The 23,316-nt window shown below is 73.5% G+C and carries 22 protein-coding genes; 12 read left to right on the forward strand and 10 right to left on the reverse strand.

The window, feature by feature from the left end; genetic code table 11:
- A partial coding sequence (locus tag AB0881_RS32540; RefSeq protein WP_366623225.1) for a UDP-N-acetylglucosamine 2-epimerase occupies positions 1 to 503 on the reverse strand: 503 nt, incomplete at its 3' end.
- 57 nt (positions 504 to 560) lie between these two features.
- On the opposite strand from AB0881_RS32540, the gene AB0881_RS32545 reads away from it, so the two are divergent.
- From AB0881_RS32545 to AB0881_RS32555, 3 genes are all read left to right on the forward strand, one after another.
- Positions 561 to 2,072, forward strand: a complete 1,512-nt coding sequence (locus AB0881_RS32545; RefSeq protein ID WP_366623158.1) for a glycosyltransferase family 4 protein — start codon at positions 561 to 563, stop codon at positions 2,070 to 2,072.
- A 25-nt stretch (positions 2,073 to 2,097) separates the two neighbouring features.
- On the forward strand, positions 2,098 to 3,363 hold the full coding sequence (locus AB0881_RS32550; protein WP_366623160.1) for a nucleotide sugar dehydrogenase: 1,266 nt from the start codon (positions 2,098 to 2,100) through the stop codon (positions 3,361 to 3,363).
- Positions 3,364 to 3,497: 134 nt separating this feature from the next.
- On the forward strand, positions 3,498 to 4,598 hold the full coding sequence (locus tag AB0881_RS32555) for a glycosyltransferase family 4 protein (protein WP_366623162.1): 1,101 nt from the start codon (positions 3,498 to 3,500) through the stop codon (positions 4,596 to 4,598).
- A gap of 11 nt (positions 4,599 to 4,609) precedes the next feature.
- On the opposite strand, the gene AB0881_RS32560 is transcribed toward AB0881_RS32555, so the two are convergent.
- On the reverse strand, positions 4,610 to 6,556 hold the full coding sequence (locus tag AB0881_RS32560; RefSeq protein ID WP_366623165.1) for a PQQ-binding-like beta-propeller repeat protein: 1,947 nt from the start codon (positions 6,554 to 6,556) through the stop codon (positions 4,610 to 4,612).
- Between the two features lie 117 nt (positions 6,557 to 6,673).
- Here AB0881_RS32560 and AB0881_RS32565 point away from each other — a divergent pair, with 117 nt between their 5' ends.
- From AB0881_RS32565 to AB0881_RS32585, 5 genes are all read left to right on the forward strand, one after another.
- On the forward strand, positions 6,674 to 7,291 hold the full coding sequence (locus AB0881_RS32565; RefSeq protein WP_366623166.1) for an HD domain-containing protein: 618 nt from the start codon (positions 6,674 to 6,676) through the stop codon (positions 7,289 to 7,291).
- A 66-nt stretch (positions 7,292 to 7,357) separates the two neighbouring features.
- Positions 7,358 to 7,846, forward strand: a complete 489-nt coding sequence (locus AB0881_RS32570; RefSeq protein ID WP_366623167.1) for an SRPBCC family protein — start codon at positions 7,358 to 7,360, stop codon at positions 7,844 to 7,846.
- 69 nt (positions 7,847 to 7,915) lie between these two features.
- Positions 7,916 to 8,680, forward strand: coding sequence for an acetoacetate decarboxylase family protein (locus AB0881_RS32575; RefSeq protein WP_366623169.1), 765 nt, complete (start codon positions 7,916 to 7,918; stop codon positions 8,678 to 8,680).
- Positions 8,677 to 9,417, forward strand: coding sequence for an SDR family NAD(P)-dependent oxidoreductase (locus tag AB0881_RS32580; protein ID WP_366623171.1), 741 nt, complete (start codon positions 8,677 to 8,679; stop codon positions 9,415 to 9,417). The genes AB0881_RS32575 and AB0881_RS32580 overlap by 4 nt, the downstream gene beginning before the upstream one ends.
- A gap of 118 nt (positions 9,418 to 9,535) precedes the next feature.
- The gene (locus AB0881_RS32585) at positions 9,536 to 11,968 is read left to right on the forward strand and encodes an AAA family ATPase (protein WP_366623173.1); all 2,433 of its coding nucleotides are present in this window, start codon (positions 9,536 to 9,538) and stop codon (positions 11,966 to 11,968) included.
- Between the two features lie 326 nt (positions 11,969 to 12,294).
- Here AB0881_RS32585 and AB0881_RS32590 read toward each other — a convergent pair whose 3' ends face one another.
- The gene (locus tag AB0881_RS32590) at positions 12,295 to 12,480 is read right to left on the reverse strand and encodes a hypothetical protein (RefSeq protein ID WP_366623174.1); all 186 of its coding nucleotides are present in this window, start codon (positions 12,478 to 12,480) and stop codon (positions 12,295 to 12,297) included.
- Between the two features lie 246 nt (positions 12,481 to 12,726).
- Here AB0881_RS32590 and AB0881_RS32595 point away from each other — a divergent pair, with 246 nt between their 5' ends.
- The 3 genes from AB0881_RS32595 (at position 12,727) to AB0881_RS32605 (ending at position 15,138) form a co-directional block, all read left to right on the forward strand.
- Positions 12,727 to 13,509 (forward strand): GntR family transcriptional regulator, encoded by a 783-nt coding sequence (locus tag AB0881_RS32595; protein ID WP_366623175.1) that lies wholly within the window; start codon positions 12,727 to 12,729, stop codon positions 13,507 to 13,509.
- A 245-nt stretch (positions 13,510 to 13,754) separates the two neighbouring features.
- Positions 13,755 to 14,168, forward strand: a complete 414-nt coding sequence (locus tag AB0881_RS32600) for a DUF6292 family protein (protein ID WP_366623177.1) — start codon at positions 13,755 to 13,757, stop codon at positions 14,166 to 14,168.
- A gap of 298 nt (positions 14,169 to 14,466) precedes the next feature.
- Positions 14,467 to 15,138, forward strand: a complete 672-nt coding sequence (locus tag AB0881_RS32605; RefSeq protein WP_366623179.1) for a GNAT family N-acetyltransferase — start codon at positions 14,467 to 14,469, stop codon at positions 15,136 to 15,138.
- Positions 15,139 to 15,211: 73 nt separating this feature from the next.
- On the opposite strand, the gene AB0881_RS32610 is transcribed toward AB0881_RS32605, so the two are convergent.
- Positions 15,212 to 15,487 (reverse strand): hypothetical protein, encoded by a 276-nt coding sequence (locus AB0881_RS32610; protein ID WP_366623181.1) that lies wholly within the window; start codon positions 15,485 to 15,487, stop codon positions 15,212 to 15,214.
- Between the two features lie 304 nt (positions 15,488 to 15,791).
- On the opposite strand from AB0881_RS32610, the gene AB0881_RS32615 reads away from it, so the two are divergent.
- Positions 15,792 to 17,267, forward strand: coding sequence for a cyclic nucleotide-binding domain-containing protein (locus tag AB0881_RS32615; protein WP_366623183.1), 1,476 nt, complete (start codon positions 15,792 to 15,794; stop codon positions 17,265 to 17,267).
- On the opposite strand, the gene AB0881_RS32620 is transcribed toward AB0881_RS32615, so the two are convergent.
- The 6 genes from AB0881_RS32620 to AB0881_RS32645 form a co-directional block, all read right to left on the reverse strand.
- Positions 17,260 to 18,114, reverse strand: coding sequence for a glycosyltransferase (locus AB0881_RS32620; protein ID WP_366623227.1), 855 nt, complete (start codon positions 18,112 to 18,114; stop codon positions 17,260 to 17,262). The genes AB0881_RS32615 and AB0881_RS32620 overlap by 8 nt on opposite strands.
- A gap of 74 nt (positions 18,115 to 18,188) precedes the next feature.
- Positions 18,189 to 19,019 (reverse strand): CDP-alcohol phosphatidyltransferase family protein, encoded by an 831-nt coding sequence (locus AB0881_RS32625; protein WP_366623229.1) that lies wholly within the window; start codon positions 19,017 to 19,019, stop codon positions 18,189 to 18,191.
- 10 nt (positions 19,020 to 19,029) lie between these two features.
- Positions 19,030 to 20,085: an iron-containing alcohol dehydrogenase family protein gene (locus AB0881_RS32630; RefSeq protein WP_366623231.1), complete on the reverse strand. Its 1,056-nt coding sequence runs from the start codon at positions 20,083 to 20,085 to the stop codon at positions 19,030 to 19,032.
- An 88-nt stretch (positions 20,086 to 20,173) separates the two neighbouring features.
- On the reverse strand, positions 20,174 to 20,905 hold the full coding sequence (locus tag AB0881_RS32635; RefSeq protein WP_366623185.1) for a phosphocholine cytidylyltransferase family protein: 732 nt from the start codon (positions 20,903 to 20,905) through the stop codon (positions 20,174 to 20,176).
- Positions 20,902 to 21,630 carry a DUF5941 domain-containing protein gene (locus AB0881_RS32640; protein ID WP_366623186.1) on the reverse strand — a complete coding sequence of 243 codons (729 nt, stop codon included), beginning with the start codon at positions 21,628 to 21,630 and terminating at the stop codon, positions 20,902 to 20,904. Before AB0881_RS32640 ends, AB0881_RS32635 begins: the two co-directional genes overlap by 4 nt.
- Positions 21,627 to 23,228, reverse strand: coding sequence for a CDP-alcohol phosphatidyltransferase family protein (locus AB0881_RS32645; RefSeq protein WP_366623188.1), 1,602 nt, complete (start codon positions 23,226 to 23,228; stop codon positions 21,627 to 21,629). The genes AB0881_RS32640 and AB0881_RS32645 overlap by 4 nt, the downstream gene beginning before the upstream one ends.
- Between the last annotated feature and the right edge of the window lie 88 nt (positions 23,229 to 23,316).

Raw genomic sequence — 23,316 nt, forward strand, 5'->3', positions numbered from 1 at the left:
ATCGGGTTGCCGACCAGGTGCGCGCGGCCCGGATCGATGCCCTCGGCCGCCAGGTGGCCGATCGCCTCGGGGCTGGTGACCAGGCACAGCTGCGACAGCTGGTCGGTCAGGCGCCGGTTGACCTCCTCGGGCATGGTCATGTCGAAGCTGCGCAGCCCGGCCTCCACATGCGCGACCGGGATGTGCAGCTTGGCCGCGACCAGCGCGGCGGCGATCGTCGAGTTCACGTCGCCGTACACGATGACCAGCTCCGGTGAACGGCTCGTGAACTCCTCCTCCAGCCCGAGCAACAGCGCGGCCGTCTGCTGGGCATGGCTGCCCGACCCGACGCCGAGGTTGACGTCCGGTTCGGGCAGGCCCAGCTCGCGGAAGAAGATCTCCGACATCTTCTCGTCGTAGTGCTGGCCGGTGTGGACCACCGCCTGCGCGGCCCCGCGGGCCGCCAGCGCGTCGATCACCGGCGCCGCCTTGACGAAGTTCGGGCGTGCTCCCAGAACGTGCACGATGGACGCCACCACAATTTCCCTTCTGTTCATCGGGGTTGCCTACGCTCGCCCGCCGTGCTCAAAAAACCCGTCTACCTGCTGGGACAGACCTGGCGGCAGCTCCGCGACGACCCGGGGCGGGCGCCCCGGCTGGCCGTGCGGCTGCTGGCCCGGGCCGTGCCCGGCCGCCCCGGCGCGCGGCTGCGCGGCTCCCGCCTCGCGGTGCCCCGCCCCCGCGACCCGCGCCGCGAGTCCGCCGACCTGCGCGCCCTGCTGGACGCGCCGGCCCCGCCCGCCCGTGAGCGTTCCCGTACGACGGCAAAGCCCGGGACTGGGGCCGTCCTGCAGTTCGTGACGAACGCGCTGCCGCTCACCAACGCCGGCTACACCGTGCGGACGCACCGGATCGCCCTCGCGCAGCGCGAGCTGGGCTACGACACCCACGTCGTCACCCGGCTCGGCTACCCGCTGAACCAGGGCCTCGGCGACGCGCGGGCGGCGGTCGAGGTGGACGGCGTCCCGTACCACCGGCTGCTCCCCTGGCTGCCCGCCGCCGACCCGCGCCGCGACGTCGGCAAGAGCGCCGACCTCGCCGGGCGCCTGGTCGAGCGGGTGCGGCCGCGCGTGCTGCACGCGGTGAGCAACCACCTGAACGCGGCGGTCGCGCTGGAGCTGGGCCGCAGGCACGGGCTGCCGGTGGTGTACGAGGTGCGCGGCTTCCTGGAGGACTCCTGGCTGTCGCGCGACCCGTCGCACCGGGAGAGCGACGACTTCTACCGGCTGACCCGGGAGCTGGAGACCCGCCGGATGGCCGAGGCGGACGCCGTGGTCACGCTGGGCGAGGCGATGCGCGCCGAGATCGCCGGCCGGGGCGTCGACCCGGACAGGATCTTCACGGTGCCGAACGGGGTGGACGCGGCGTTCCTGGAGCCGCTGCCGGACGCCGCCGGCCTCCGCGCCGAACTGGGGCTGAGCCCCCGGCTGCCGGTGGTCGGGCTGACGTCGTCGTTCTACGGCTACGAGGGCATCGACACGCTCATCGACGCGGCGGCCCTGCTGCGCGAGGACGGCACGCCCGTCACGCTGCTGCTGGTCGGCGACGGGCCCGAGACCGGCGCGCTGGTGCGGCGGGCCGCCGGCCACGGCCTGGCGGTCGACGACCGGCGCCCCGGGCAGGGCGGCGCCGGCCCCGGCGGCGAGCACGACGCTCGGGTCGTGTTCACCGGCCGGGTGCCGATGGGGTCGGTCCGTCGCTACCACGCGCTCCTCGATGTGTTCGCCGTCCCCCGCCGGGCGGACCGGGTCTGCCAATTGGTCACGCCCCTCAAGCCGATCGAGGCGATGGCGGGGGGAATCCCAGTAATAGCAAGTGATGTCAATGCTCTGCGCGAAATCGTGGAACCCGGCGTGACCGGCACGTTAACAGTTCCGGAAGACGCGGCGGCATGGGCGAATTCCCTGGCAGCGCTGATTTACAGTCACGAAGAACGCCGAAAAATCGGACAGGCGGCCCGGGAATGGGTCAGCGCGGAACGCACCTGGCGAGCCGTGGCCAGCCGCTACCGGGACGCCTATGCAGTGACATAGAACTCGCGCGAAGGGAGCCACCGGAATGGATCTGGTGGTCATTGGACTCGGTTATGTCGGGTTGCCGCTCGTCAGGGAGGCCTGCCGGGCCGGACTCCGCGTCGGGGGCCTGGACCGCGACACCCGCGTCATCGACGGCCTGGCCGCGGGCCGCTCGCACATCGACGACGTCTCGGACGGCGAGGTCGGCGAGATGCTGGCCGCGGGCTTCGCGCCCAGCGCCGACGCCTCGGTGCTGGCCGCCGCCCGCACCATGGTCATCTGCGTGCCGACCCCGCTGTCGGACGAGGGCGGCCCCGATCTGACGGCGGTCAAGGGCGCCGCGGCCACGATCGCGCCGCACCTGCACCCCGGCGACCTGGTCGTCCTGGAGTCGACCACGTACCCGGGCACCACCGAAGAGGTGCTGCGGCCGCTGCTGGAGGAGGGCTCCGGGCTGACCGCGGGCACCGACTTCCACCTGGCGTTCTCGCCCGAGCGCATCGACCCCGGCAACCCGCACTACGGGGTGGCCAACACCCCCAAGATCGTCGGGGGGCTCACCGAGGCGTGCGCCCAGGCCGCCGCCGCGCTGTACGGCAAGTTCGTCGCGCAGGTGGTGCTGGCCAAGGGGACCCGCGAGGCCGAGATGGCCAAGCTGCTGGAGAACACCTACCGGCACGTCAACATCGCCCTGGTCAACGAGATGGCGGTGTTCTGCAACGAGCTCGGTGTGGACCTGTGGGACGCGATCGACTGCGCCGCCACCAAGCCGTTCGGGTTCCAGCCGTTCCGTCCCGGGCCGGGTGTGGGCGGGCACTGCATCCCGATCGACCCGAACTACCTGTCGTACAAGGTCAGGTCGCTGGGCTACCCCTTCCGGTTCGTCGAACTCGCCCAGGAGATCAACGACCGGATGCCGCGCTACATCGTCGAGCGCGCCCAGCAGCTCCTCAACCAGCACGGCAAGGCGCTGAAGGGCGCCCGCGTCCTGCTGCTGGGGGTCACCTACAAGGCCGACATCGCCGACCAGCGCGAATCCCCGGCCCGCCCCATCGCCCGCCGCCTGGACCGACTCGGCGCCGAGCTGGCCTACCACGACCCGTACGTGCCGTCCTGGCAGGTGGACGGGGTCGAGGTGGCCTCGGCCGGGCCGGACCTGCCGGCCGCCCTCGCGGGCGCCGACCTGGCGATCGTGCTGGCCGACCACGCGGAGTACGAGGCGGACACGCTGGCGCGGAACGCCCGGCTGCTGTTCGACACCAGGGGCCGGACCCGGGACGCGCGCGGCGAGAGCGTCGAGCTGCTGTGAACGGCCCGCCCGCGGCCCCGCCCGAGCCGACCTGCGGCGTCCATCGCCCGGACAGGCGGAATTCATCCGCCATTTCCACGGCGACCGGAGGATCCAGAGTGAAAGATCATCGGAACCGTTCCGGAGTGAGTGGAATGCGGGTCTGCGTTTGCACGATCGTGCACCATCCCGAGGATGCCAGGATTTTGCACAGGCAGATCCGGTCCTTGCTCGACGCGGGCCATGAGGTCACCTATATCGCGCCGTTCCGGGCGTGTAACGTGACCCCCTGGCGGGAAATCAGCCCGGTCGACGTGCCGCGGGCGGCGGGCCGGAAACGGCTGCGCGCGCTGCGCGCCGCGCACCGCGCGCTGGAAGAGCACTCCGCCTACGCCGACCTCGTGCTGCTGCACGATCCCGAACTGCTGATCTCGCTGCCGCGCTCGGTGCGGAACCGCACGGTCGTCTGGGACGTGCACGAGGACACCGCCGCCGCGCTGGTCGCCAAGGGCTGGGTGCCCGGGCCCGTACGGCCGCTGCTGCGCCCGCTGGTGCGGCGGCTGGAGACCCGCGGCGAGCGGCGGCACCGGCTGCTGCTGGCCGAGGAGGGCTATCGCGAGCGGTTCCGCGAGCCGCACCCGGTCGTGCCGAACACCACGTTCGTCGCGGACCTGCCGCCCGCGCCGCCGGACGACCGCCGGATCGTCTACGTCGGGCACCTGTCGGAGGCCCGGGGCGCCCTCGACATGATCGAGATGGCCCGGCTGCTGGCGCCCGAGGGGGTCATGGTGGAGCTGATCGGCGCCGCCGACCCGCAGATCCGCCCCCACCTGCGGGAGGCGCAGCGGGAGGGCGTGCTGCGCTGGTACGGCTTCGTCCCGAACGACCGGGCGCTGCGGATCGCCGAGGGCGCCATGGCGGGCCTGGCGCTGCTGCACGACGAGCCCAACTACCGGCACTCGATGCCCACCAAGATCGTCGAGTACATGGCCCGCGGGGTCCCGGTGATCACCACCCCGAACCCGCCCGCCGTGGCGATCGTGGAGCCGGCCGGCTCCGGGATCGTGGTCCCGTTCGGCGACCCGGCCGCCGCCGCGGACGCCGTCCGCAAGCTGCGCGCGGACGCCGAGCTGCGCACCGGCCTCGGCAAGCGCGGCTACGAGGCGGCCCGGGCGCGCTACCACTGGCCCGTGCACGCCGAGCCGTTCGTCAGCCAGCTGGAGGAGTGGGCGGGCCGCTCGCCCGCCGCCGTCTGAGCGTTCGAGCCCTAGCGGTGGCGCGGCAGGCGCTCGGCGACGGCCTTCGCCAGCCGGGTCGCCGCGCCCGGCGGCCGCGCCGCGTCCACCATCACGATATAGCGGTCCACCCGCAGGGCGATCATGCTCGCGGCCGGGCCGATCTCGTACGCCTCGTCGCCGCCGATGTCGGTACGGCGCCGCGCCTTGGACTGCGTGGACTGGAGCGTCTCCAGCATCGCCGACGCGCCGCCGGGGGCCGGGGCGACCCACTTCACCGTCACCGTGAGACCCCGCGAACCCCATCCGGGCGCCGCTCCCGGCACCGGACCCGGCACGGCTGAACGCTCCGGCGACGCCCCCTCGGACGGGCTCCGCGACGGCACCGGGGACCCGGACGGCGCCCCGGCGTCCCCCGCGTCCTCCGTCTCGCCCTTCTCCTTCTCTTCCTTCTTCTCCTTCTTGTCTTTCGCCGCCTTCTCGTCGGGCTCGTACGTGCAGCTCACCGGGTGCGGCAGCCGCACGCCCTCCAGCGTCGCCCGCTCCGGCCTGGCGACGTACTCGCCCTTGAGGTCCAGCGCCTTCAGCAGCGCGCACGCGTCCGGCCAGTCCGCCTCCGCGACCCCGCCCAGCTCGGCGGGGCCCGGCCCGGCCGCGCCGCCGCGCAGCGCGATCAGCCGGGCCGATCCGGTCGGCCGGGGCGCCGCCTCCGGGACGGCGACGTACAGCAGCCCGCCCGCCGCCGCCAGCCACGGCCGCACCCCGCCCAGGACGGGGTCCATCGCGAACGGCGCGGGCGCGGTCGTGGCCGTCCCGTCGCCGGGCTCGACGACGTCGACGCCGGCGGGCAGCAGCCGCTCGTCCAGCTTGGGCCGCAGCGCGTACACCCGGCCCGCCGCGGTCGTGAGCGCGACGTAGCCGGGGACGTCCCGCTTCCACCGCGTCCGGCCGGACGGCACGGCGACCGACTCCATCAGGCCGCCCTCGCCGTCGCCGTCCGGGTCCCGCACGACGATGAGGTTCCCGCCGACGAGGACCGCGGGGCACATGCCGTCGGCGCAGACCTCGTCGCCGTTCCAGACGGCGAACTGGGTGCCGTCGCGGTCGTAGGCGCGCAGCGCCGTCCCGTCGGCGGCGAGCGTGACGCCGTCCAGCATCCGCACCTCGGGCGACTCGGCGGACCCGAGCGGGCGGACCCAGCGCTGCCTGCCCCGGGACGGGTCGACGGCCAGCAGCCGGGAGCCGCCCTCGCAGTCGAGGGCCAGCGCCATCAGCTTCTCGGTGCCGTCGGACGGGTGCGCGGCGTCCTCGAACAGGCGGCAGCCGGCGGGCAGCCGCACCGTCCACGCCTTCTTGCCGTCGGCGGCGGCGCGGCCGCGCAGGACGCGGCGGTCGCGGTCGGTGGTGAGCACCACGCCGGAGCCGGCGGGCCAGCGCAGCGTGTCGCGGTTGGCGGCGGCGGGCCGGTCGCCGGTACGGCGCCACAGCACCCCGCCCGACAGCGCGTCGAACCCGACCATCTGCCGCTCGCCGCGGTGCCCGTCGCGCTCGAAGTGGCCGACGAGCCGGGAGGCGGTGGCGGCCCAGCCGAGCATGGTCCAGCCGGTCCGGCGGTAGCTCCAGCGGGCGGCGCCGGTGCGCGCGTCCCGGACCTCCAGGCCGCGGCCCGAGGCCGTCACCACCTGGCCCTGCGCGACGTCGTACGCGACGGTGCCGTACCCGGCCTGCGGGCCGCGCCGCACCTGCGCGGTGCGCTGCCAGCTCACCGCCAGCGGGCCGGCCGGCGGGCCCAGCGCGGGCTGCGGCGCGACCGGCTCGGCGGTCACGGTGTGCCGGACCTGCCACCACTCGGCCTGGAGCACGAACCGGTCGACGATCAGGCCGCCGGCGGCGACCAGCGCGGCGGCGAGGGCGAACGCGAGGAGGCCGCGCCCGACGGAGCGCGGCCCGCCGCGCGGGCGCTCCCAGCCGGTGCCCACGACCGTGTCCGCCTCCCTCCGGCCTCGTCCCGTACCGTGTCAGTGAACCGTGCGAACGCCTCCCACCATGCCCTGTGCCGGACACCCCGCGCGACACGCGGCGAGAAACGGAGCCCCGTGGAAACCTTCAACTCCTGGCGCACCTGGGACGAGGCCCGCGCCGACCTGGAGCGTGAGCCGCCCGTGCCCGGCCCGGCGCGGAACGCGATCGATCTGCCCGCGCTGGAGCGTGCGGCCGAGGCGGCGGTGCGCTGGCACGGCGACCAGACGCGGCCGACCGGCGTCCCGTACGTGGAGCACCTGCTGGAGGCGCTGGAGGCCCTCGTCCGGGGCGCGGGCGAGACCCGTACCGAGGTCCTGTCGGCGGTGCTCCTGCACGATGTGGTGGAGGACACCGACGCCACGGTCGGCGAGGTCGAGGAGGCGTTCGGGCCGGTCGTGGCGGAGCTGGTGGACTGGGTCACCAAGCCGCCCGCCGGATCCCCCGGCCGGCAGGCCAAGCGCGCGGCGAAGGCGGCGTACCTGCGCCGGCTGCGGGACGCGCCGCCCGAGGCGATCGCGGTGAAGCTCGCCGACCGGGTGAGCAACGTCCAGCGGCTCGACCAGATGCCGCCGGACTTCCAGCGCCGCTACTACGCCGAGACCGTGACGTACGTCATCCCGCTGGCCGAGGGGCACCCGTGGTTCGCGTCCTGGTACGCGGACTGGCGCGAGCGCTACGCCCACCTCCGCTGACGGCCCGGCTCCGCCCGGCCCGGCGGGATATGGCGTGACCCGCCGGTCATGCGGGATCATCCAGGCATGGAACGCGAATGGGTCGCCGAGGAGAGCGTGGTCGTCGGTGCCGCCCCGGCCGTGGTGTACGAGGCGGTGGCCGACCTGCGGAAGATGCCGGGCTGGAGCCCGGAGCTGTTCGCCGTGTGGATCCGCGGCCGCTCGATCGAGGCGGGGACGCGCTTCGTCGGCTTCAACCGGATCGGCCCGCGGGTGTGGTTCACGAACGCGCGCGTGACCGCCGCCCTGCCGGGCGAGCTGTTCGCGTTCCGGGTGTCGAGCTTCGGCATCCCGGTCGCGCTGTGGGGCTACCGGCTGGAGGGCGTGGACGGCGGCTCGACCCGGCTCACCGAGTACTGGCAGGACCTGCGCCGCGACACCCGCGGCTCAAGGCTCGTCACTCTCATGGGCAAGGTCTTCACCGGTGTCCCGGCGGAGCGGCGCGCCGCGCTGAACCGGGCCGGGATGCGCGCCACGCTGGAACGGATCAAGACCGCCGTCGAGAAGCGGCGGTGAGCGCGCCGGCCGCGAACGGGCGGCCGCCGGCGCGTGACTTCAAAATGAGAACCTGTTCTACTTAGGCGTGTGACGACCGAGACCCACACCCCCGCGCACCTGATCCAGGGCGAGCGGGTGGCGATGCCCGTGCGGATCCGGGACGCCGCCGTCGCCTCGGCGATGTTCCCCGTCCCGGCCGCCCCGGCCCAGGCCCTGATCGCCTACTCCGGGCTGGAGGTCGCCGAGCCCGTCCCCGGCCGCGCCATCTGCTCGCTGGCGTTCATCCGGTACGCGGACGGCGACCTCGGCCCGTACCACGAGTTCGCCGTCGCGTTCCTCGTCCAGCCGCCCGGAACGAGCCCGCGGCCCGGCCCGCGCGGCCTCAAGGGCGCCGGCGCGTTCATCCACTGGCTGCCCGTCAACCAGGAGTTCACCCTGGAGGCCGGCCGGACGATCTGGGGCTTCCCCAAGGAGCTCGCCGACATCCCGATGGACCTGGCCGGCCGGACCCGGCGCTGCGCCGTGCGGTTCGGCGGCCGTACCGCGATCGAGATCGCCGTGCGGCCCGGGGTGCCCGTACCGGCCGGAGCGGGCGCCATGCCCGACGTCACCGCCTACTCCTGCCTGGACGGCACCACCCGCCGCACGCCCTGGACGCTGGCCGCCTCGGGCGTCCGGATGCGGCCCGGCGGCGCCCGGGTCCGGCTCGGCGACCACCCCGTCGCCGACGAGCTGCGCGAGATCGGGCTGGACCGGGCCCGCGCGCTGAGCACCGCCACGGTCGACCACCTGACGATGAGCTTCGCGGACGCCGTGCCCGTCGCGGGCCGCGCGGAGGAGGACCGGAGTTGAGGAAGACCGCGCTGGTCACCGGGGCGGCGAGCGGCCTGGGCGCGCTCGCGGCGCAGCGGCTCGCCGCCGCCGGCCGGGACGTCGTGGCGGTGGACGTGGACGAGGACGGCCTGGCCCGCACCGCGCTGCGCTCCCCCAACATGCACACCCGTTCCTGCGACGTCGCCGACGCCGCGGCGGTCGAGGCGGTCGTGGCCGAGTCCGGCGCCGTGCACCGCGTCGTGCACGCCGCCGCGGTCAGCCCGCTGGCGCCCGCGCTGGAGCAACCCCTCGCCGACGTCGAGCGGGCCCTGCGGATCGACTACCTCGGCACCGTGAACGTCGTCCGCGCCACCCTGCCCGGCATGCTCGGCCGCGGCGCCGGCGAGCTGATCCTCTTCTCCTCGCTGGCGGCGTTCACCCCGGTCGCCGGGTCCTCGGCGTACGGGGCCGCCAAGGCGGCCGTCAACGCCTACGCCGAGACGCTGGCGAACGAGCACCGCGGCGGCGGCGTCCGGTTCCGGGTCGTCTGCCCGCGCCAGGTCGACACCCCCGCGTACCGCGCGGCCGCAGCCGCCGACCCGGGCGGCACGGCGGCCGGGATGAAGCCGCTGCCGCCCCGCGCGGTGCTGGACGCGGTCGACCGCTCGCTGGCCGGGGACGGCCTCTACGTCTTCCCGGACGCGATCACGCGCGCGGTCGTGCTGGCCAAGCGGTACGCGCCCGGCCTGCTGAGCCGCGTCCTGCCGGCGAACTGACCGTACGCGGAAAGGGGACGCCGGGGTCGAACGCGCGATTTCGGGGTACCCCGGGCCGAGCGAATACGCTGTCTCTTTCGCCCCTTCCGGGGGCGCGGACGGTGAGGGAGCAGCCTGCATGTCGTCCCACGTGGAGGGCCGGCCGGCCACGGTCAAGGACCACGAGATCGCCACCGAGCAGCGCTACGTCGACGTGGCGTACGCGCGGCTGGAGGAGATGCGCGCGGACGCCCAGGCCATGATCCGCGAGGGCTACCGGCAGTCCATGGCCGGCACCAAGGGGTCGCTGGTCGACCGGGACGCGATGGTGCACCAGGCCGCCATGCGCGCCAGGGCACTGGACGTGGCGGACGACGGCCTCGTGTTCGGCCGGCTCGACCTCGACCCGTCCCGCCGCCCCCGCCGCTCCGCCGAGGGCGAGGCCGGCACCGCCGGCGACGAGATCCGCTACATCGGCCGGATCGGCGTGCGCACCCCCGAGCACGACTCCCTCGTGATCGACTGGCGCGCCCCGGCCGCCGAGGACTTCTACCAGGCCACCCCCGAGGACCCGCGCGGCGTCATCCGCCGCCGGGTGCTGCACTCGCGCGGGCACACCGTCGTCGACCTGGAGGACGACCTGCTCGACCCGGCCGCCGCCGGCGACCTCACGGTCATCGGCGACGGCGCGTTCATCGCCTCCCTCGCCCGCGCCCGCGAGGGCGCGATGCGCGACATCGTCGCCACCATCCAGCGCGAGCAGGACGAGGTGATCCGGGCACCCGCCGACGGCACCGTCCTGGTGCGCGGCGCCCCCGGCACCGGCAAGACCGCCGTCGCCCTGCACCGGGTGGCGTACCTGCTGTTCCGGCACCGCCGCCGGTTCGGCTCGCGGGGCGTCCTCGTCGTCGGCCCGAACCGGCGCTTCACCGCCTACATCGAGCGCGTCCTGCCGTCCCTCGGCGAGGGCTCGGCCACCCTCCGTTCCCTCGGCGACCTCGTCGACGGCGTCTCCGGCACCGTCCACGACACTCCCGAACTGGCCCGCCTCAAGGGCGCCGGCGACATGGCCAAGCTGCTGCGCCGCGCCGTCACCGACCACGCCCCCGGCGCCCCCGACGAGCTGCGGGTCGTCTACAAGGGCGTGGTGGTCCGGCTGGACCGGTCCAGGCTCGACCGGATCCGCAACGACGTCCACCGGCGCAGCCGCGGCAGCGTCAACGCCGCCCGCGGCCGCGCCGCCGAGAGCCTCCTGGACGCCCTCTGGGACGCCTTCCGCGATCTCGGCGGCCCCGAGGCCGCCGCGTCCGCCGCCGAGGGCGACCTGAGCGTCTGGAACGCCCTCCTCGCCGCCGACGGCCTCGCCGAACTCGACCCGTCCGACACGCCCCTCCCCGTCTCGTCGAACGGGAGCGGCGACACGATGCGCGGCGAGTTCCTCGCCCGCGTCCGCGACCAGCGCGCGTTCACCGACTTCCTCGTCGCCTGGTGGCCGATGCGCCGCCCGATCGACGTCCTGCGCGCCCTCGGCGACCGCGACCGGCTGCGCCGCGCCGCGTCCCGCGACCTGTCCCCCGAGGCCGTCCGCCTCCTCGCCGACGCCTGGGCCGGCGAACCGCCGCTCTCCTACCAGGACATCGCCCTCCTGGACGAGATCGACGCCCTGCTCGGCCCGCCGCCCCGCCCGTCCCGCCGCCGCAAGCCCGCCGACGACGACCCGTTCGTCGTGGACGGCGTCAACATCCTCACCGGCGAGGAGGTCGCGGACGAGTCGTGGGAGCCGGAGATGCAGGAGCTCACCACGTCCATCGAGCGCCTCGAACGCTCCCGCCGCGTCGACGACGGCGTCGTCGAGGAGCGCCCCGAGTACGCCCACATCGTCGTGGACGAGGCCCAGGACCTGTCCCCCATGCAGTGGCGCATGCTCGCCCGCCGGGGCCGCCAGGCCAGCTGGACGATCGTCGAGGACCCGGCCCAGAGCGCCTGGGAGGACCTGGACGCCGCCCGCGAGGCCATGGACATCGCCCTGGGCGCCAAGGACGCCCCCTCCGAGGGCCGTTCCCGGCGCCGCCGCAAGCCCGCGCCGCGCCGCGCCCGCCACGAGTACGAGCTGACCACCAACTACCGCAACTCCACCGAGATCGCCGCCGTCGCCACCCGCGTCCTGGCCCTGGCCCTCCCCGGCGCCCACCCGGCCCGCGCCGTCCGCGCCTCCGGCATCGACCCGGACATCCGGCTGCTCCCGGCCGCCGACCACGAGCCCGCCGCCCGCGAGACGGTCGAGGCCCTCCTGACCCGGGTGGAGGGCACCATCGGCCTGATCCTCCCCACCGGCACCGAGACCGCCCGCGCCCGCCTCGCCGCCGGCCTCCCCGACCGCGTCCAGGTCCTCGACGTCCTGGAGGCCAAGGGCCTGGAGTTCGACGCCGCCGTCATCGTCGCCCCCGAGACGGTCGCCGCCCAGTCCCCCCGCGGCCTCCGCGTCCTCTACGTGGCCGTCTCCCGAGCCACCCAGCACCTGACGATCCTCACGGCCGACCCCACCTGGCAGACCACCCTCACCAAGGACTGACGCCACCTAACGAGAAGGGTCCGCAAAAAGGTCCGCGACGAAAGGACCGCGAGGCGCGTTCGCACCTCGCGGTCCCAGCCGGCATCGCCATGAGCCTCACCGCCGTTCTGCCCTGTCTCCTCCCTGGTCCGCCCTGTCGCCATCCGCCGCGGAGCGCCCCACCCGCTCCGCCGCCCCTGCGCACGGATCCGCCCCCGCGGGCTCCGTGACGACCACGAGGTCGGCTTTTCCGGACGGCTCTTCCGAACTCAGATCCTGATGTCTCACCGGGACTCCCTCTTTTCGATGCCCCGAGCGGCTCCGCGGGCCGGCTTGGGGCGATCGTCCTACCGGGTCGGCCGGTGAACGAAGAGTCCGGCCATCGATCGGAACGCGGTCTCCCATCGGGTGCCGCGCGGACGGTTCGCCAGCACGGTCCGCCGGCTGTGCCGGCCGAACGCCGCACAGAGCCCGAGATAGAGAGCGAAGGTGACGAACGCGATGTAAGCGCCCGCAATTGCGATCATCGCCACAATCTCCTCTTCTTCCTCTTTCGTTGCCGCCAGGGGGACGAAACTCCTCCATATGATCCGGCCGATTCCAGTGACCTGACCTAGTTGGGCGGGTAAGCTCATCCCAGTCATCCCAACGAGTAGATAACCCGGACAATCGGGCTTAAACATGCGATCATGGCCGGTCGGCCTGCTGGACTGCCTCGGACAGCTCATCTGTACGGGTCAGGACATCCAGACCAATCGGGATCGTCTTTGGGAGGTGCCATGCCGGCTCGGTACGAGGAGATCGCCGCCGACCTGCAGAAGAAGATCAAAGCGGGTGAGCTGAAGCCGGGCCAGCGCCTGAAGACCGAGAAAGAGCTGATGGCCGAGTACGGCTCCGCCCGCAACACGGTGCGCGACGCGATCAACAGGCTCAAGGTCCTCAGGCTGGTCCAGTCACGCCAGGGCAGCGGCAATTTCGTGGTCAAGCAGCCCGAACTCTTCAAGATCACGCTGACTCCGGAAAAGGAGACCGGATTCAGCGGCGGCGAAGGGGAGGCGTGGACCACCGAGGCCAGCAAGCAGGGCCGCGACGCCTGGGTGTCGTCCACCAAGGTGCTGATCGAGCAGGCGGACGAGACGCAGAGCCGGGAACTCGGCATCAACGAGGGCGACGACCTCATCCTGCGCCACCAGCGTCGCTACATCACCGACGAGGCCGATGAGGACGTCCCGTGGTCGATGCAGACCTCGTACTACCCGTTCAGCTTCGTCGAGCGCGGGGCGGCCGCGCTGAAGAAACGCCAGGACATCGAAGAGGGGACGATGGCCTACCTGGAGGAGAAGCTGGGCATTCGCCAGGACCGCTACACGGACACCCTCTGGATCCGGCCGCCCGACGAGGACGAACGGGACTTCTTCAAACTCCCGGCCGAGAGCAGCGTGTGGGTTTACGAGCACAAGCGGACGGTCTATGACACCGAAGACCGCCCTTGCCGTTACACGGTGACGGTCTACCCGACAGATCGCAACGAATTCGTCATCGAAGCGCGCCTGCCACGCTAGTACCACTTGCCAGAATGGCCGCCCAAGCAACACTCGGAGGTTCCCAGGCAGCATCCCACCCGATCCCCAGGATCTTCACGATAGGCCGGCCCGTTCCTAGCGGGCCGGCCAAATCGGCCTTTTTCGTCGTTCCGGCTGTAACTTTTTCACGATCTTTTACTGCCGACTACAGCTTTTCTATCTGTTTTTGCGTCTTTCAGCTAAAGGCACCCACCGTGGGCGCCTGTTCAGTAGATGGAGACCCGATGTCCGACAGCACCTTGCCGGCCAGGCACGAGGACCCGGCCCTCGACCTGCTCCGGCCCTACATCACGGCCTCTGCGCGCGCCCTGCAGGCAGCGGGCATCGAGCTGGAGAGGTCGTGGCTCGACCCGTCCGGCCCACGTGACGCCACCATCGTCTGCCGCCTGGAGGGCGAGACCCGCGCCCTCGTGTGGGACGAGGAGACCGGCTGGCGCATCGGCGGATTCGTCAGCGGGCGCCCGGGCGAGCGCACCCGGCTCGCCGACGCCCGCTACCTGGGCCAAGAGGTGCTGCCGCTACCGCAGGCGGTCGCGGACGCGGTCGTCACCGGCTCCGCACATCCGCGCCGCAAGTTCCGGAGCCACTCCGACGACACGGAGTCGTTCGACGCCGAGGTTCGCCAGGTCTGCAACTGAAGCCCGCCTGAACGCCGCACGAGTCGCCGCCGTGCCGTGCCCGGACCGGTGGGCACGGCGGTTCGGGCCGCGGCCGGAACAGGGAGAACCCAGAAACACACTGAATCGGACTTTCGTCACATCAGTTGATGTTCACCCCTACAAGGACCCTCGCTAGCAGATCGGTCAATAGCTCATTATTCCGGCATCGTATACGTTACGGTGATTATCTGCCCCTGTCGGCAGGTCCGGGATGGCGGCACGGTTGGCCGCTTACGACCCGGATCCGCGGTTCCGTCGTCGCGAGCGAGGATCGAGAGTGGGAGTGAGGTTCCGACTTTGTCCAGCTTCACCGGGCGATCTGCCATCCGTACTCGACCTGATCGACAGCGCCGCCGGATGGCTGCGCACCAAGGGCACCACGCAATGGCAGCGGCCCTGGCCCGATCGCGAGCAACGCGACCAGCGCGTCCTTGACGCGCTTGAGCGCGGCCAGACCTGGCTGCTCATGGAGGAGGCCGCACCGGTCGCCACCGTGACGCTCACCCGCACCCCGAACGTCGCTCTGTGGACCGCCCGGCAGCGCGCCCAGCCGGCTCTCTACCTCCACCGGCTCGTCGTCGACCGAGGTCGCGCCGGGCTGGGCATCGGCGCGCACCTGCTCGACTGGGCCGGTGTACGGGCCCGCGAGTGGTACGGCGCGCGCTGGCTGCGGATCGACGTCTGGACCGACAACTACGCGCTGCATCGCTACTACCGCGAGCGCGGCTTCAAGCGGCTCCGCCAGTCCCCCGGCATCCCCGACTACCCCGCGGGCGCGCTGTTCCAGAAGGACACCGCCTCCATCAGGCCGAACCGCCGCCTTCCCTTCGAGGTCGGACCGCGCCTCGCGTACGAGGCGCACTCTCCCGTGGGTACCAGGTGGGGCGCCTCGCCGCCACCATGTCCTTCCTCCGCGCCGGCACTGCTGGAAGCGGCCACGGAACGCTGAGGCCGGTTCTCCGGCCGCCCGCCAGGAAGGGCTCGACCTCCCGCGGATCACCCTCCCGCGAGGCCCGTACGGTTCAGAGGAAGCGCACCCGCTCGGTCTCGGCGGCTCCGGCCTCCCGGACGAACACCGCCCCTCCCTCACCCATGATCGACTCGAAGTAGTCGTAGAGGATCAGCGCGCGGTTGATGACGTCGGTCTTGGAGTCCCCCGTGCGGCCCACGAGATCGGCCAGCGCGGCCGCCCCCTTGCCCGTGAGGTTGACCGTGATCCGTTCCTTGGTGGACGGCGCCTCGCTCTGCCGGGCACCGTTCTGCGAACGACCCGCCACGGACGATTCCCCCGTGCTCATCGCGGCCTCCTCACCAGGGCGCATACCCGCCCGTCCCCTCGCACCACCGCTCCAGGCCCACCGGCCGTACACGTCCTGCTCGCGTCAGCGACGCACATCGTCCCATGGCATGTCTTCACGACATACCCCGCACCGGCGAACGTACTCATACTTTCTCCCTTACCGATGCTGTTATACATCAATCGTATGTACATCGTATGTACGAAGCGCGTACGCTCGGCCTAGCAGAACCCCCGCGCCCCTGGAACCGACGGCGGTGACCACTCACCCCGGACGGCCACCCGAAGACGAGGAGGGACGGCGCATGGGCCACCGATCGGCACCCGAGAAGCGCGGTCGGCTACGCGACGGGACCACGCGGGCCGTTCTGGCGGTCGCGGCCGGAGCGGGCGGGACCGCCCTCTTCATCGGCGGGGCGCGATCCGTCGACGTCGGCGTCGCCGCGCTCGTCGTCCTCGGCATGGTGGCCGTGGTGGCCATCCCCGTGTCCGGCTACACGCTCATGCTCGTGTGCCTGGCCCTGCGGGGGCTGGAGAAGGCCGACTCCTCCGAGGACGTCACCGGGCTCATGCAGGTCGGAGCCGCCGCGTTCACGATGCCCCTCGCGACCCTCCTGCGCGGCAAGCCCGTGCGCGCGGGGCCTCCCCCGCGCCGCACCGCGGCGGTACGGCCCTCGGCCGCCGCCGCGATCACCGCTTCCGGGACCGGAGCGCCGTCCACCGTGGCCGTACGGGACGGGAGGCCGGAGTGGGAGCCGGAGGGCGGCTTCGTACCGAACCACACGTTCTGGGCCGAGCTGACGCCCATCGAGCGCGGCGCCCTCGCGCATCTGTCGGAGCGCATGACGTTCCCCCAGGGCACGGTGCTGTGCCAGAAGGACCAGCCCGCCGACCGGGTCATCGTGATCCGCTCCGGTGTGGTGCGGGTGACCTCCGGCGGCGAGGGCGACGGCCGGGAGCTGGCGCGGCGCGGCCCCGGCGACATCCTCGGTGAACGGGCCATGCAGCTGATCAGGGAACGGTCCGCGACCGTGATCGCGATGACTCCGGTCCGGGTGATGGTCGCCTCGGCCGCCGCGTTCAACGCTTTCCTGGACGACCACCCGCGGGTGGTGGAGGTGCTGGAACGCCAGATCTACGACCGCCTCACCCGCTCCACCCAGCCGGAGTCCTCCAGTCCGGACTCCACGGGGCCGGAGTTCACCGGCCAGTACTGCCCGGTGCTCTTCGTCGACGTGGTGGGCTTCTCCGCCCCGACCCGTACCGACAGGGACCGGCTGGCGATCCGGCGGGCCGCCTACGCGATCATGGAGGAGGCGTTCGACCGCTCGGGCATCGCCTGGGCGGACTGCCACCGCGAGGACCGCGGCGACGGGATCCTGGTCGTCGTCCCGCCCGCCGTGCCGGCGGAGTCGATCGTCGATCCGCTCGCCGGGCGGCTGGCCGCCGGACTCGCGCGCCACAACCGGGACGCGGACGAGGCCGTGCGGTTCCGGCTGCGCGCCGCGCTCGACGTGGGCCCGGTGACCAGTGATCCGCACGGCGTGAACGGCTACACCATCATCCGCGCCGCCCGGCTGCTGGACGCGCCGGCGTTCAAGCAGCGGCTGGCCGCGTCCTCGGCGCACATGGGGTTCATCGTCTCCGAGCCGGTGTACGACAGCGTCGTCAAGCACGCGCCGGGGCAGGTCGATCCGGCCGCCTACGTCCGAGCCAACGTGCGGGTGAAGGAGGCCAGGCTCACCGCCTGGACCCACCTGCCCGCCGGAACGGTCAGATGATCGGGGGGCGGCCGGTTCTCGTCATGCGCCAGGCCGTGCGCCAGGAGATGGGGCGGCGGGGGCCCGCGGGCTTGCGCCAGCCTTCCAGGAAGCCCTTGAACCAGGGCTTGAGGGCGCTGGGCTTGCGTTCCCGCAGGACGGTCATGGCGACCCAGACGGCCAGGTACGTCAGGCCGATCGTCCAGGGCAGGTTGCGGCGGGCCAGCCAGACGCGGTTGCGGGCGTTGTAGCGGTAGAACATGTCGTGCCGGGTGGGCAGGACGGCCGGGTGGAACATGACGGCGGACGCGTCGTACACGATGCGGTAGCCCGCGTTGAGGACCTGCCAGGCGAGGTCGGTCTCCTCGTGGGCGTAGAAGAAGTCCTCCGGGAGGCCGCCGCCGGCGTCGAAGGCGGCGCGGCGGACCGCGCAGGCGCCGCCGAGGAACGTGGTGACCTCGGAGGAGCGCTCGGGGTCGCCGGCGCGCAGGCGCGGGACGTGGCGGCGCTCGCCGCGGCCGCCCTCCGGGTCGCGGACGCGGAACGACACCACGCCCAGGGACGGGTCTGCGGTGAAGCGGTCGCGCAGGTGGGCGCCCAGGCGGGTGGAGCGGTACCAGCCGTCGTCGTCCAGGAACAGGACGATGTCGCCGGACGACGCCTCGACGCCGCGGTTGCGGCCGGCGGGGATGCCGACGTTCTTGGGGAGGCGGACGAGGACGACGCGCTCGTCGTCGAAGACCGGGTCGTCGCCGGGGCTCCAGTCGCCGGGGACGCCGTTGCCGACCAGGACGACCTCGACGTCGACGTGCTCCTGGTCGAGGGCGCTGCGCAGGGCGCGGGCCAGCTCGGCGGGGCGGTTGCCCATGGTCAGCACGACGACCGAGAGGGTGCCGCCGCCGCGGGTGGCCACCGGGGCCTCCTCGATCTCCTCAGAAAGGCTCACTTCAGTCTCCGCGAGGCCAGGATGCTCACCAGGTGCAGCAGGGTCTGGACGACCGCGACCGCGGCGACCGCGACGGTGAGCACCCGGATCGCGGCCGGGGTCTCGTTGCCCAGCAGGACGTCGATCGCGGCGGCCGCCACGATCAGGAGGGACAGCTCGACCGCGCCGATGATGCGGTGGAACTTCAGCATCGAGGCGGCCTGCCGGGCCAGCGCCATCCCGGTGGAGCGGGGCCGCAGCGCGCGGTCGCCGCCGGCCGGGTCGGCGGGCAGGCCGGACTTGGCGCGCGCCACCACGACGTTGTCGGTCTCCGCCTTGATCAGCGCGGCGCCCAGTGCTGCGAGCAGGCCCAGCTCGGCGTAGCCGCCGTTGGACCAGCCGCCCTGCGCGGCGAAGCCGAGGCCGATCAGGAGGGAGACCTCGGAGAGGTAGTGGCCGATCCGGTCGAGGAACACGCCGGCGACGGACGTCTGCCGCAGGTAGCGGGCGACCTCGCCGTCCACGCAGTCGAGCAGCAGGTAGACCTGGATGAGGAACGCGCCGCCGAGCGCGGTCCACAGCGCGCCGGTGCCGCCGAACGGCAGCGACACCACGACGCCGGCCGCGATCCCGCAGCCCATCATCATGTACGTGAGCTGGTTGGGGCTGAACCCCAGCCGCATGGCCAGCCAGGCGAAGTACGGCGACAGGGCCCGCATGTAGAGGCGGCCGGCCCAGTGCTCCTCGTTGCGGCGGTCCTTGAGGCCGGGCGGCTGCCCGTACCGCCGGACGTCGGCGACGCTGGCGGACCGCCGGGACGGCCTCTGGTCGTCGCCGGGAGCGGGCATCTCCGGGATCTCAGCCGCCATGGGCTTCGACATACTCTTCCACCGCCTTGAGGATCGCGCCCTGGTCCAGGCCGAGATGCTCCAAGATCGTATAGCGGCCGGGGCGCGTCTGCGGGGCATACTCCACGGCTCGCGCGAACTGCTCGGCGGTCAGCCCGATGTCGCCGGGCAGCCGGGGCAGCCCGTGCCGGTCCAGGCAGGCCGTGATCTCCGCCAGCCGGTCGGCGCCGGTGCCCAGGTGCCTGGCGCGCAGGTGGTAGCAGAACGCGGCGCCGATCCCGGCCAGCTCGCCGTGGTTGGCGGTGCCGGGGTACAGCTGGTCGATCGCGTGCAGGATCTCGTGGTCGCCGCCGCTGGACGGCCGGGACGAGCCCGCGAACGCCATCGCCATCCCGGACAGCACGAGCCCCTCGGCCAGCACGGTCAGGAACCGGTCGGACTCGACGGACTCCGGCTGGTGCAGCAGCGCCTCGGCGGCCGTGCGGGCGACGGTCAGCGCCATCCGGTCGACCGGCTCGCCGCACTCGTCGGCGGCGAGCAGCCAGTCGTCCACCGCCGAGAAGTTGCTCACCACGTCGCCGATCCCGGCGCGGACCAGCTCGGCGGGCGCGGCCCGCACGTAGTCGAGGTCGACGACCATCGCCAGCGGCATCACCACGCCGAAGGAGCCCTTGCCCTTCTCGTGGGTCAGCGACGCGACCGGGGAGCAGATCCCGTCGTGGGACAGGTTGGTCGCGACGGAGACCATCGGGATGCCGGCCAGCGTCGCCGCGTACTTCGTCGCGTCGATCGTCCGGCCGCCGCCGATGCCGACGACGGCCTCGTACGAGCCCGCCCGCAGCTTGGAGCCGAGCGCGACGGCGGCGTCGACGGTGCCGCCGTCGACCTGGAAGACCTCGCAGGCGGCGAGCGACGGCCGGACGTGCTCGGCGATCTGGTCGCCCTGGCCGGGGCCGACCGCGATGGCGACCCGGCCCTCGGTGACGATCCGCCGGTCGGCCAGCAGGTCGCCCAGGGCCGCGACGGCGCCGCGCCGGACATCGATGGACAGCGGCGCGGTCAGCATCCGCGTCAGCAGGGGCATGTGGACTTCCTCGCTCGGGACGTCGGGGCGCCCGGGACGCGAGTCGGCGCGCCCGGGCCCGGCGGGCGGGTCAGTAGCCCTTGGCGATGCGGCGGGCCTTCTCCAGGTCGTCGTGGTTGTCGACCTCGACCCAGTCCACCTCGCCGATCGGGGCGACGCCGATGACGCCGCCACGGTTGACCAGCTCCTGGTAGCCGTCCTCGTAATAGAGGTCCGGGTCCCCTTCCCAGGTGGCCTTGAGCGCGTCGGCCAGCGGCTCGGCGGCGGCCGGCTCGATCAGGGTGGCGCCGATGTACTCCCCGTACGCGGTCTCGGGGTCCATCAGCTTGGTGATCCGCTGGAGCCGCCCCCCGGCGTCCAGGGTCACCTTCATCTCCTCGTCGGCGAGTGTTTTCACGTCGTCCACCGCCAGGAGGATGTCCGGGCCGCGGTTCGACAATAGGGTCTTCTCGACCCCGACCGGGTGGACCGTGTCGCCGTTCACCATGAGGACGCCCTTGGAGAAGTGCTCCCGAGCCAGCCACATGGAGTAGGCGTTGTTCCACTCCTCGGCCTTGTCGTTGTGGACGAGGGTGAGCGAGACGCCGTAGCGCTCCTCCAGCGCGGCCTTGCGCTCCTCGACGGCGCCCGCGCAGTAGCCGACGACGATGACCACGTCGGTCAGCCCGACCTCGGCGAGGTTGCCCAGGGCGATGTCCAGGATGGTGGTCTCACCATCGACCGGAACCAGGGCCTTGGGCAGCGTGTCGGTGTAGGGCCGCAGCCTCCGGCCCGCGCCCGCCGCCAGCACCATTCCGATCATGCTTCCTCTTCCTCCAGGTGACCCGTCACGCCGCCGCGCACCGCATCGCGCCCGGCACCGCGGCCGCTCATGGGCACGGTCCGCGCCCATGCCGCGACGCTATCGCCCACGAACAACACGCCAAGGTAGACGGCGAGCGCCGCGTACGCGAACGGAAGGGCGCCGGAGAGGCCCGCCCAGCCCGCCAGTCCCGCCAGGCCCGCGACCAGCATCCGGCCGTCCCAGCCCAGCCCGGCCCGGCGGAGCGGCCCGGCCGCCCCGAACCCCTGGTGGGTGCGGTACACGATGTCGTAGTGGTGGTACGCCAGGACCGCGAGCAGCACGTAGACGAGCGGTGCGGCCACACCCTGCGCGAACCCCAATGCGGCGAGGTAACCATACTCGATCGTGCGCAGACCGGGAGGGACAAGCCAGTCGATCCTCCCTTCCAGGGGACGGCGTGCGGACGGTCCGGTGAGCCCGGCCGCCAGCGGCGGAGCGAGCGCCGCGGCCGCGTACCAGCCGCCCGCCCCGGCGGCCAGCAGGACCGCCGTGAGCAGCAGTGACAGACCGACCGCGACCGGCGGGGACGGGCGTTCCCAGCCCAGCCGCCCGATCAGCAGGACGACCGGCCCGTCGTCCCGGTAGGCCCGCAGCCGGTCCGGTACGGCCGCGCCGCCGGCGCCGGGCCCGCCTCGCGCGTGCGGCACGGCGTCCCGGAGGAGTCCGCTCCCCGGCCCGGTCACGCCGGGACCGCCCGGTCGAGCCGTCCGGCGAGGGTGTACGCGGCGGCGATCGCGCCCCAGGCCAGCAGGGCGATGAACGTCACCCTGGCGTCGGCCACGGCCGCCGTGACCGCGATCAGCGCGAACCGCTCGCCGCTCGGCAGGACGAGCGCCTTCCGCGCCCAGTACGCCGCCCGGCCGCCGCCCCGGCGGACCGGCGGGGTGCCGGGGCCGGCGGGCGCGGCGGGATCCGGGAGGCCGAAGGAGCCGTCCGGGGCCCGGTGGGCGGCGACCGCGGGGCAGGGCGTGTCGCCCGCCATGAGGGACGCTGTGAGCCTGGCCCTGGCCGGCGCCGGGACCGTCCGGGCGTGGAACGAGAAGTCCATCATGTGCCGCACCACCTGGAGGACCAGCGCGGCGGCGGCGAGCGCCCACACGTACCCGCCGGCGGCCGCGCACCCCGCGGCCAGTCCCGCGTACACGGCGTACTCCTTGACCCGGTCGAGCACCGAGTCGAGCCAGGCGCCGGACACGCTCGCGCGGCCGGTGTAGCGCGCGAGCTGGCCGTCCACGCAGTCGAGGACGAACGAGAGGTAGAGGAGCACCGCGCCGGTGAGCATCCCGGCGCGGGTCCCGGCGGAGAACCACATCGCCGCCAGCAGCGCCAGCGCCAGCGAGGACCCGGTGACCGCGGCGGGCGTGAGGTCGCGGCCGGCGGCCCAGCGGACGATGTGCGGCGAGTACGAGCTGACCGCGTACGTGGCGACGAACCCGTCGTCGGCCTTGACGGCCGCGGCGAGCCGGCCGGCGTCGTCGCCGTCCTCGATCGCCGACCGGGCCGCGCGCACGCCCGCCGCGTCGGCCGCCCGGCGGCAGGGCGCGCCGCCGCACGGCGCGGCGGCCACCGCCGTGCCGGACCGGACGAGGCCGACCAGGAGCAGCTCGGCGGCGTCCGCCCGCGTCTCCGGGGTCACGAGCCCGGCCAGCTCGGCGGCCGTGTCGGCGGCGGCCCGCGCCTGCTCCGCCCCGATCCGCAGCGCGCCGAGGGTGAGGGCGTTCGGGCCGGCCACGGCGTGGTCGGCGGAGCCCGCGGCGACGATCCGGCGGCCCGCGACGCGGGCGTCGGCCGTCCCGTACGGCCGGTCCGCCGGAGCAGGCCCGCGGGCGGGCGCCCGGCCGCGCGGTGCGGTCAGCGCCGCGACCGGCGGGCCCGCGCCCGGCTGGCCCGTCGCGCCCGTCGCGCCCGCGCCGTCCAGCAGCCGGGCCAGCGGCTCGTCCGCGGTGACCAGGTCGGCGGGCAGGAGCAGCAGCGTCCTGCCGTCCGTCCAGGCGAGCCGGGCCAGCCGGGCGATCTCCCGCAGGTCGGCGGCGGTGTCGGCGCACTCGGTGACGAAGTGGCCGTGGGCCCGCAGCGGCGGCGCCAGATCGGGCCGCCCGAGGACGTGCACGTCCGGTACGTTGAGCGTGGTGAGCTGATCACACAGCCGCGCCAGGAGCGTCGGCGGCCCGTCCGGGTCGCCCGGGGCGGCGGAGCCGCCGGGGTACGGCAGGGCCGCCGCGGGTCCCGGGCCGGCCCCGCCGCGGGCCCGGCCCGTCGCGATGATCACCGCTAGGGTCATCGGCGCCTCCCGGCCGCCTGGGTGCAGTGACAGGAACGACTGCTCATTGTAGCCATCCGGCTACATATTGCGATCAACGAGATGGGAC

This window comes from Spirillospora sp. NPDC029432, assembly GCF_040703975.1.
Classification (GTDB): Bacteria; Actinomycetota; Actinomycetes; order Streptosporangiales; family Streptosporangiaceae; genus Spirillospora.

Excerpts from the sequence above, each read along its gene's own strand:
- AB0881_RS32550 (WP_366623160.1), top strand. The coding sequence starts at position 2,098 with ATGGATCTGGTGGTCATTGGACTCGGTTATGTCGGGTTGCCGCTCGTC.
- AB0881_RS32555 (WP_366623162.1), top strand. The coding sequence starts at position 3,498 with ATGCGGGTCTGCGTTTGCACGATCGTGCACCATCCCGAGGATGCCAGG.
- AB0881_RS32570 (WP_366623167.1), top strand. The coding sequence starts at position 7,358 with ATGGAACGCGAATGGGTCGCCGAGGAGAGCGTGGTCGTCGGTGCCGCC.
- AB0881_RS32585 (WP_366623173.1), top strand. The coding sequence starts at position 9,536 with ATGTCGTCCCACGTGGAGGGCCGGCCGGCCACGGTCAAGGACCACGAG.
- AB0881_RS32595 (WP_366623175.1), top strand. The coding sequence starts at position 12,727 with ATGCCGGCTCGGTACGAGGAGATCGCCGCCGACCTGCAGAAGAAGATC.
- AB0881_RS32600 (WP_366623177.1), top strand. The coding sequence starts at position 13,755 with ATGTCCGACAGCACCTTGCCGGCCAGGCACGAGGACCCGGCCCTCGAC.
- AB0881_RS32610 (WP_366623181.1), bottom strand. The coding sequence starts at position 15,487 with ATGAGCACGGGGGAATCGTCCGTGGCGGGTCGTTCGCAGAACGGTGCC.
- AB0881_RS32615 (WP_366623183.1), top strand. The coding sequence starts at position 15,792 with ATGGGCCACCGATCGGCACCCGAGAAGCGCGGTCGGCTACGCGACGGG.
- AB0881_RS32620 (WP_366623227.1), bottom strand. The coding sequence starts at position 18,114 with ATGGGCAACCGCCCCGCCGAGCTGGCCCGCGCCCTGCGCAGCGCCCTC.
- AB0881_RS32625 (WP_366623229.1), bottom strand. The coding sequence starts at position 19,019 with ATGCCCGCTCCCGGCGACGACCAGAGGCCGTCCCGGCGGTCCGCCAGC.
- AB0881_RS32630 (WP_366623231.1), bottom strand. The coding sequence starts at position 20,085 with ATGCTGACCGCGCCGCTGTCCATCGATGTCCGGCGCGGCGCCGTCGCG.
- AB0881_RS32635 (WP_366623185.1), bottom strand. The coding sequence starts at position 20,905 with ATGATCGGAATGGTGCTGGCGGCGGGCGCGGGCCGGAGGCTGCGGCCC.
- AB0881_RS32645 (WP_366623188.1), bottom strand. The coding sequence starts at position 23,228 with ATGACCCTAGCGGTGATCATCGCGACGGGCCGGGCCCGCGGCGGGGCC.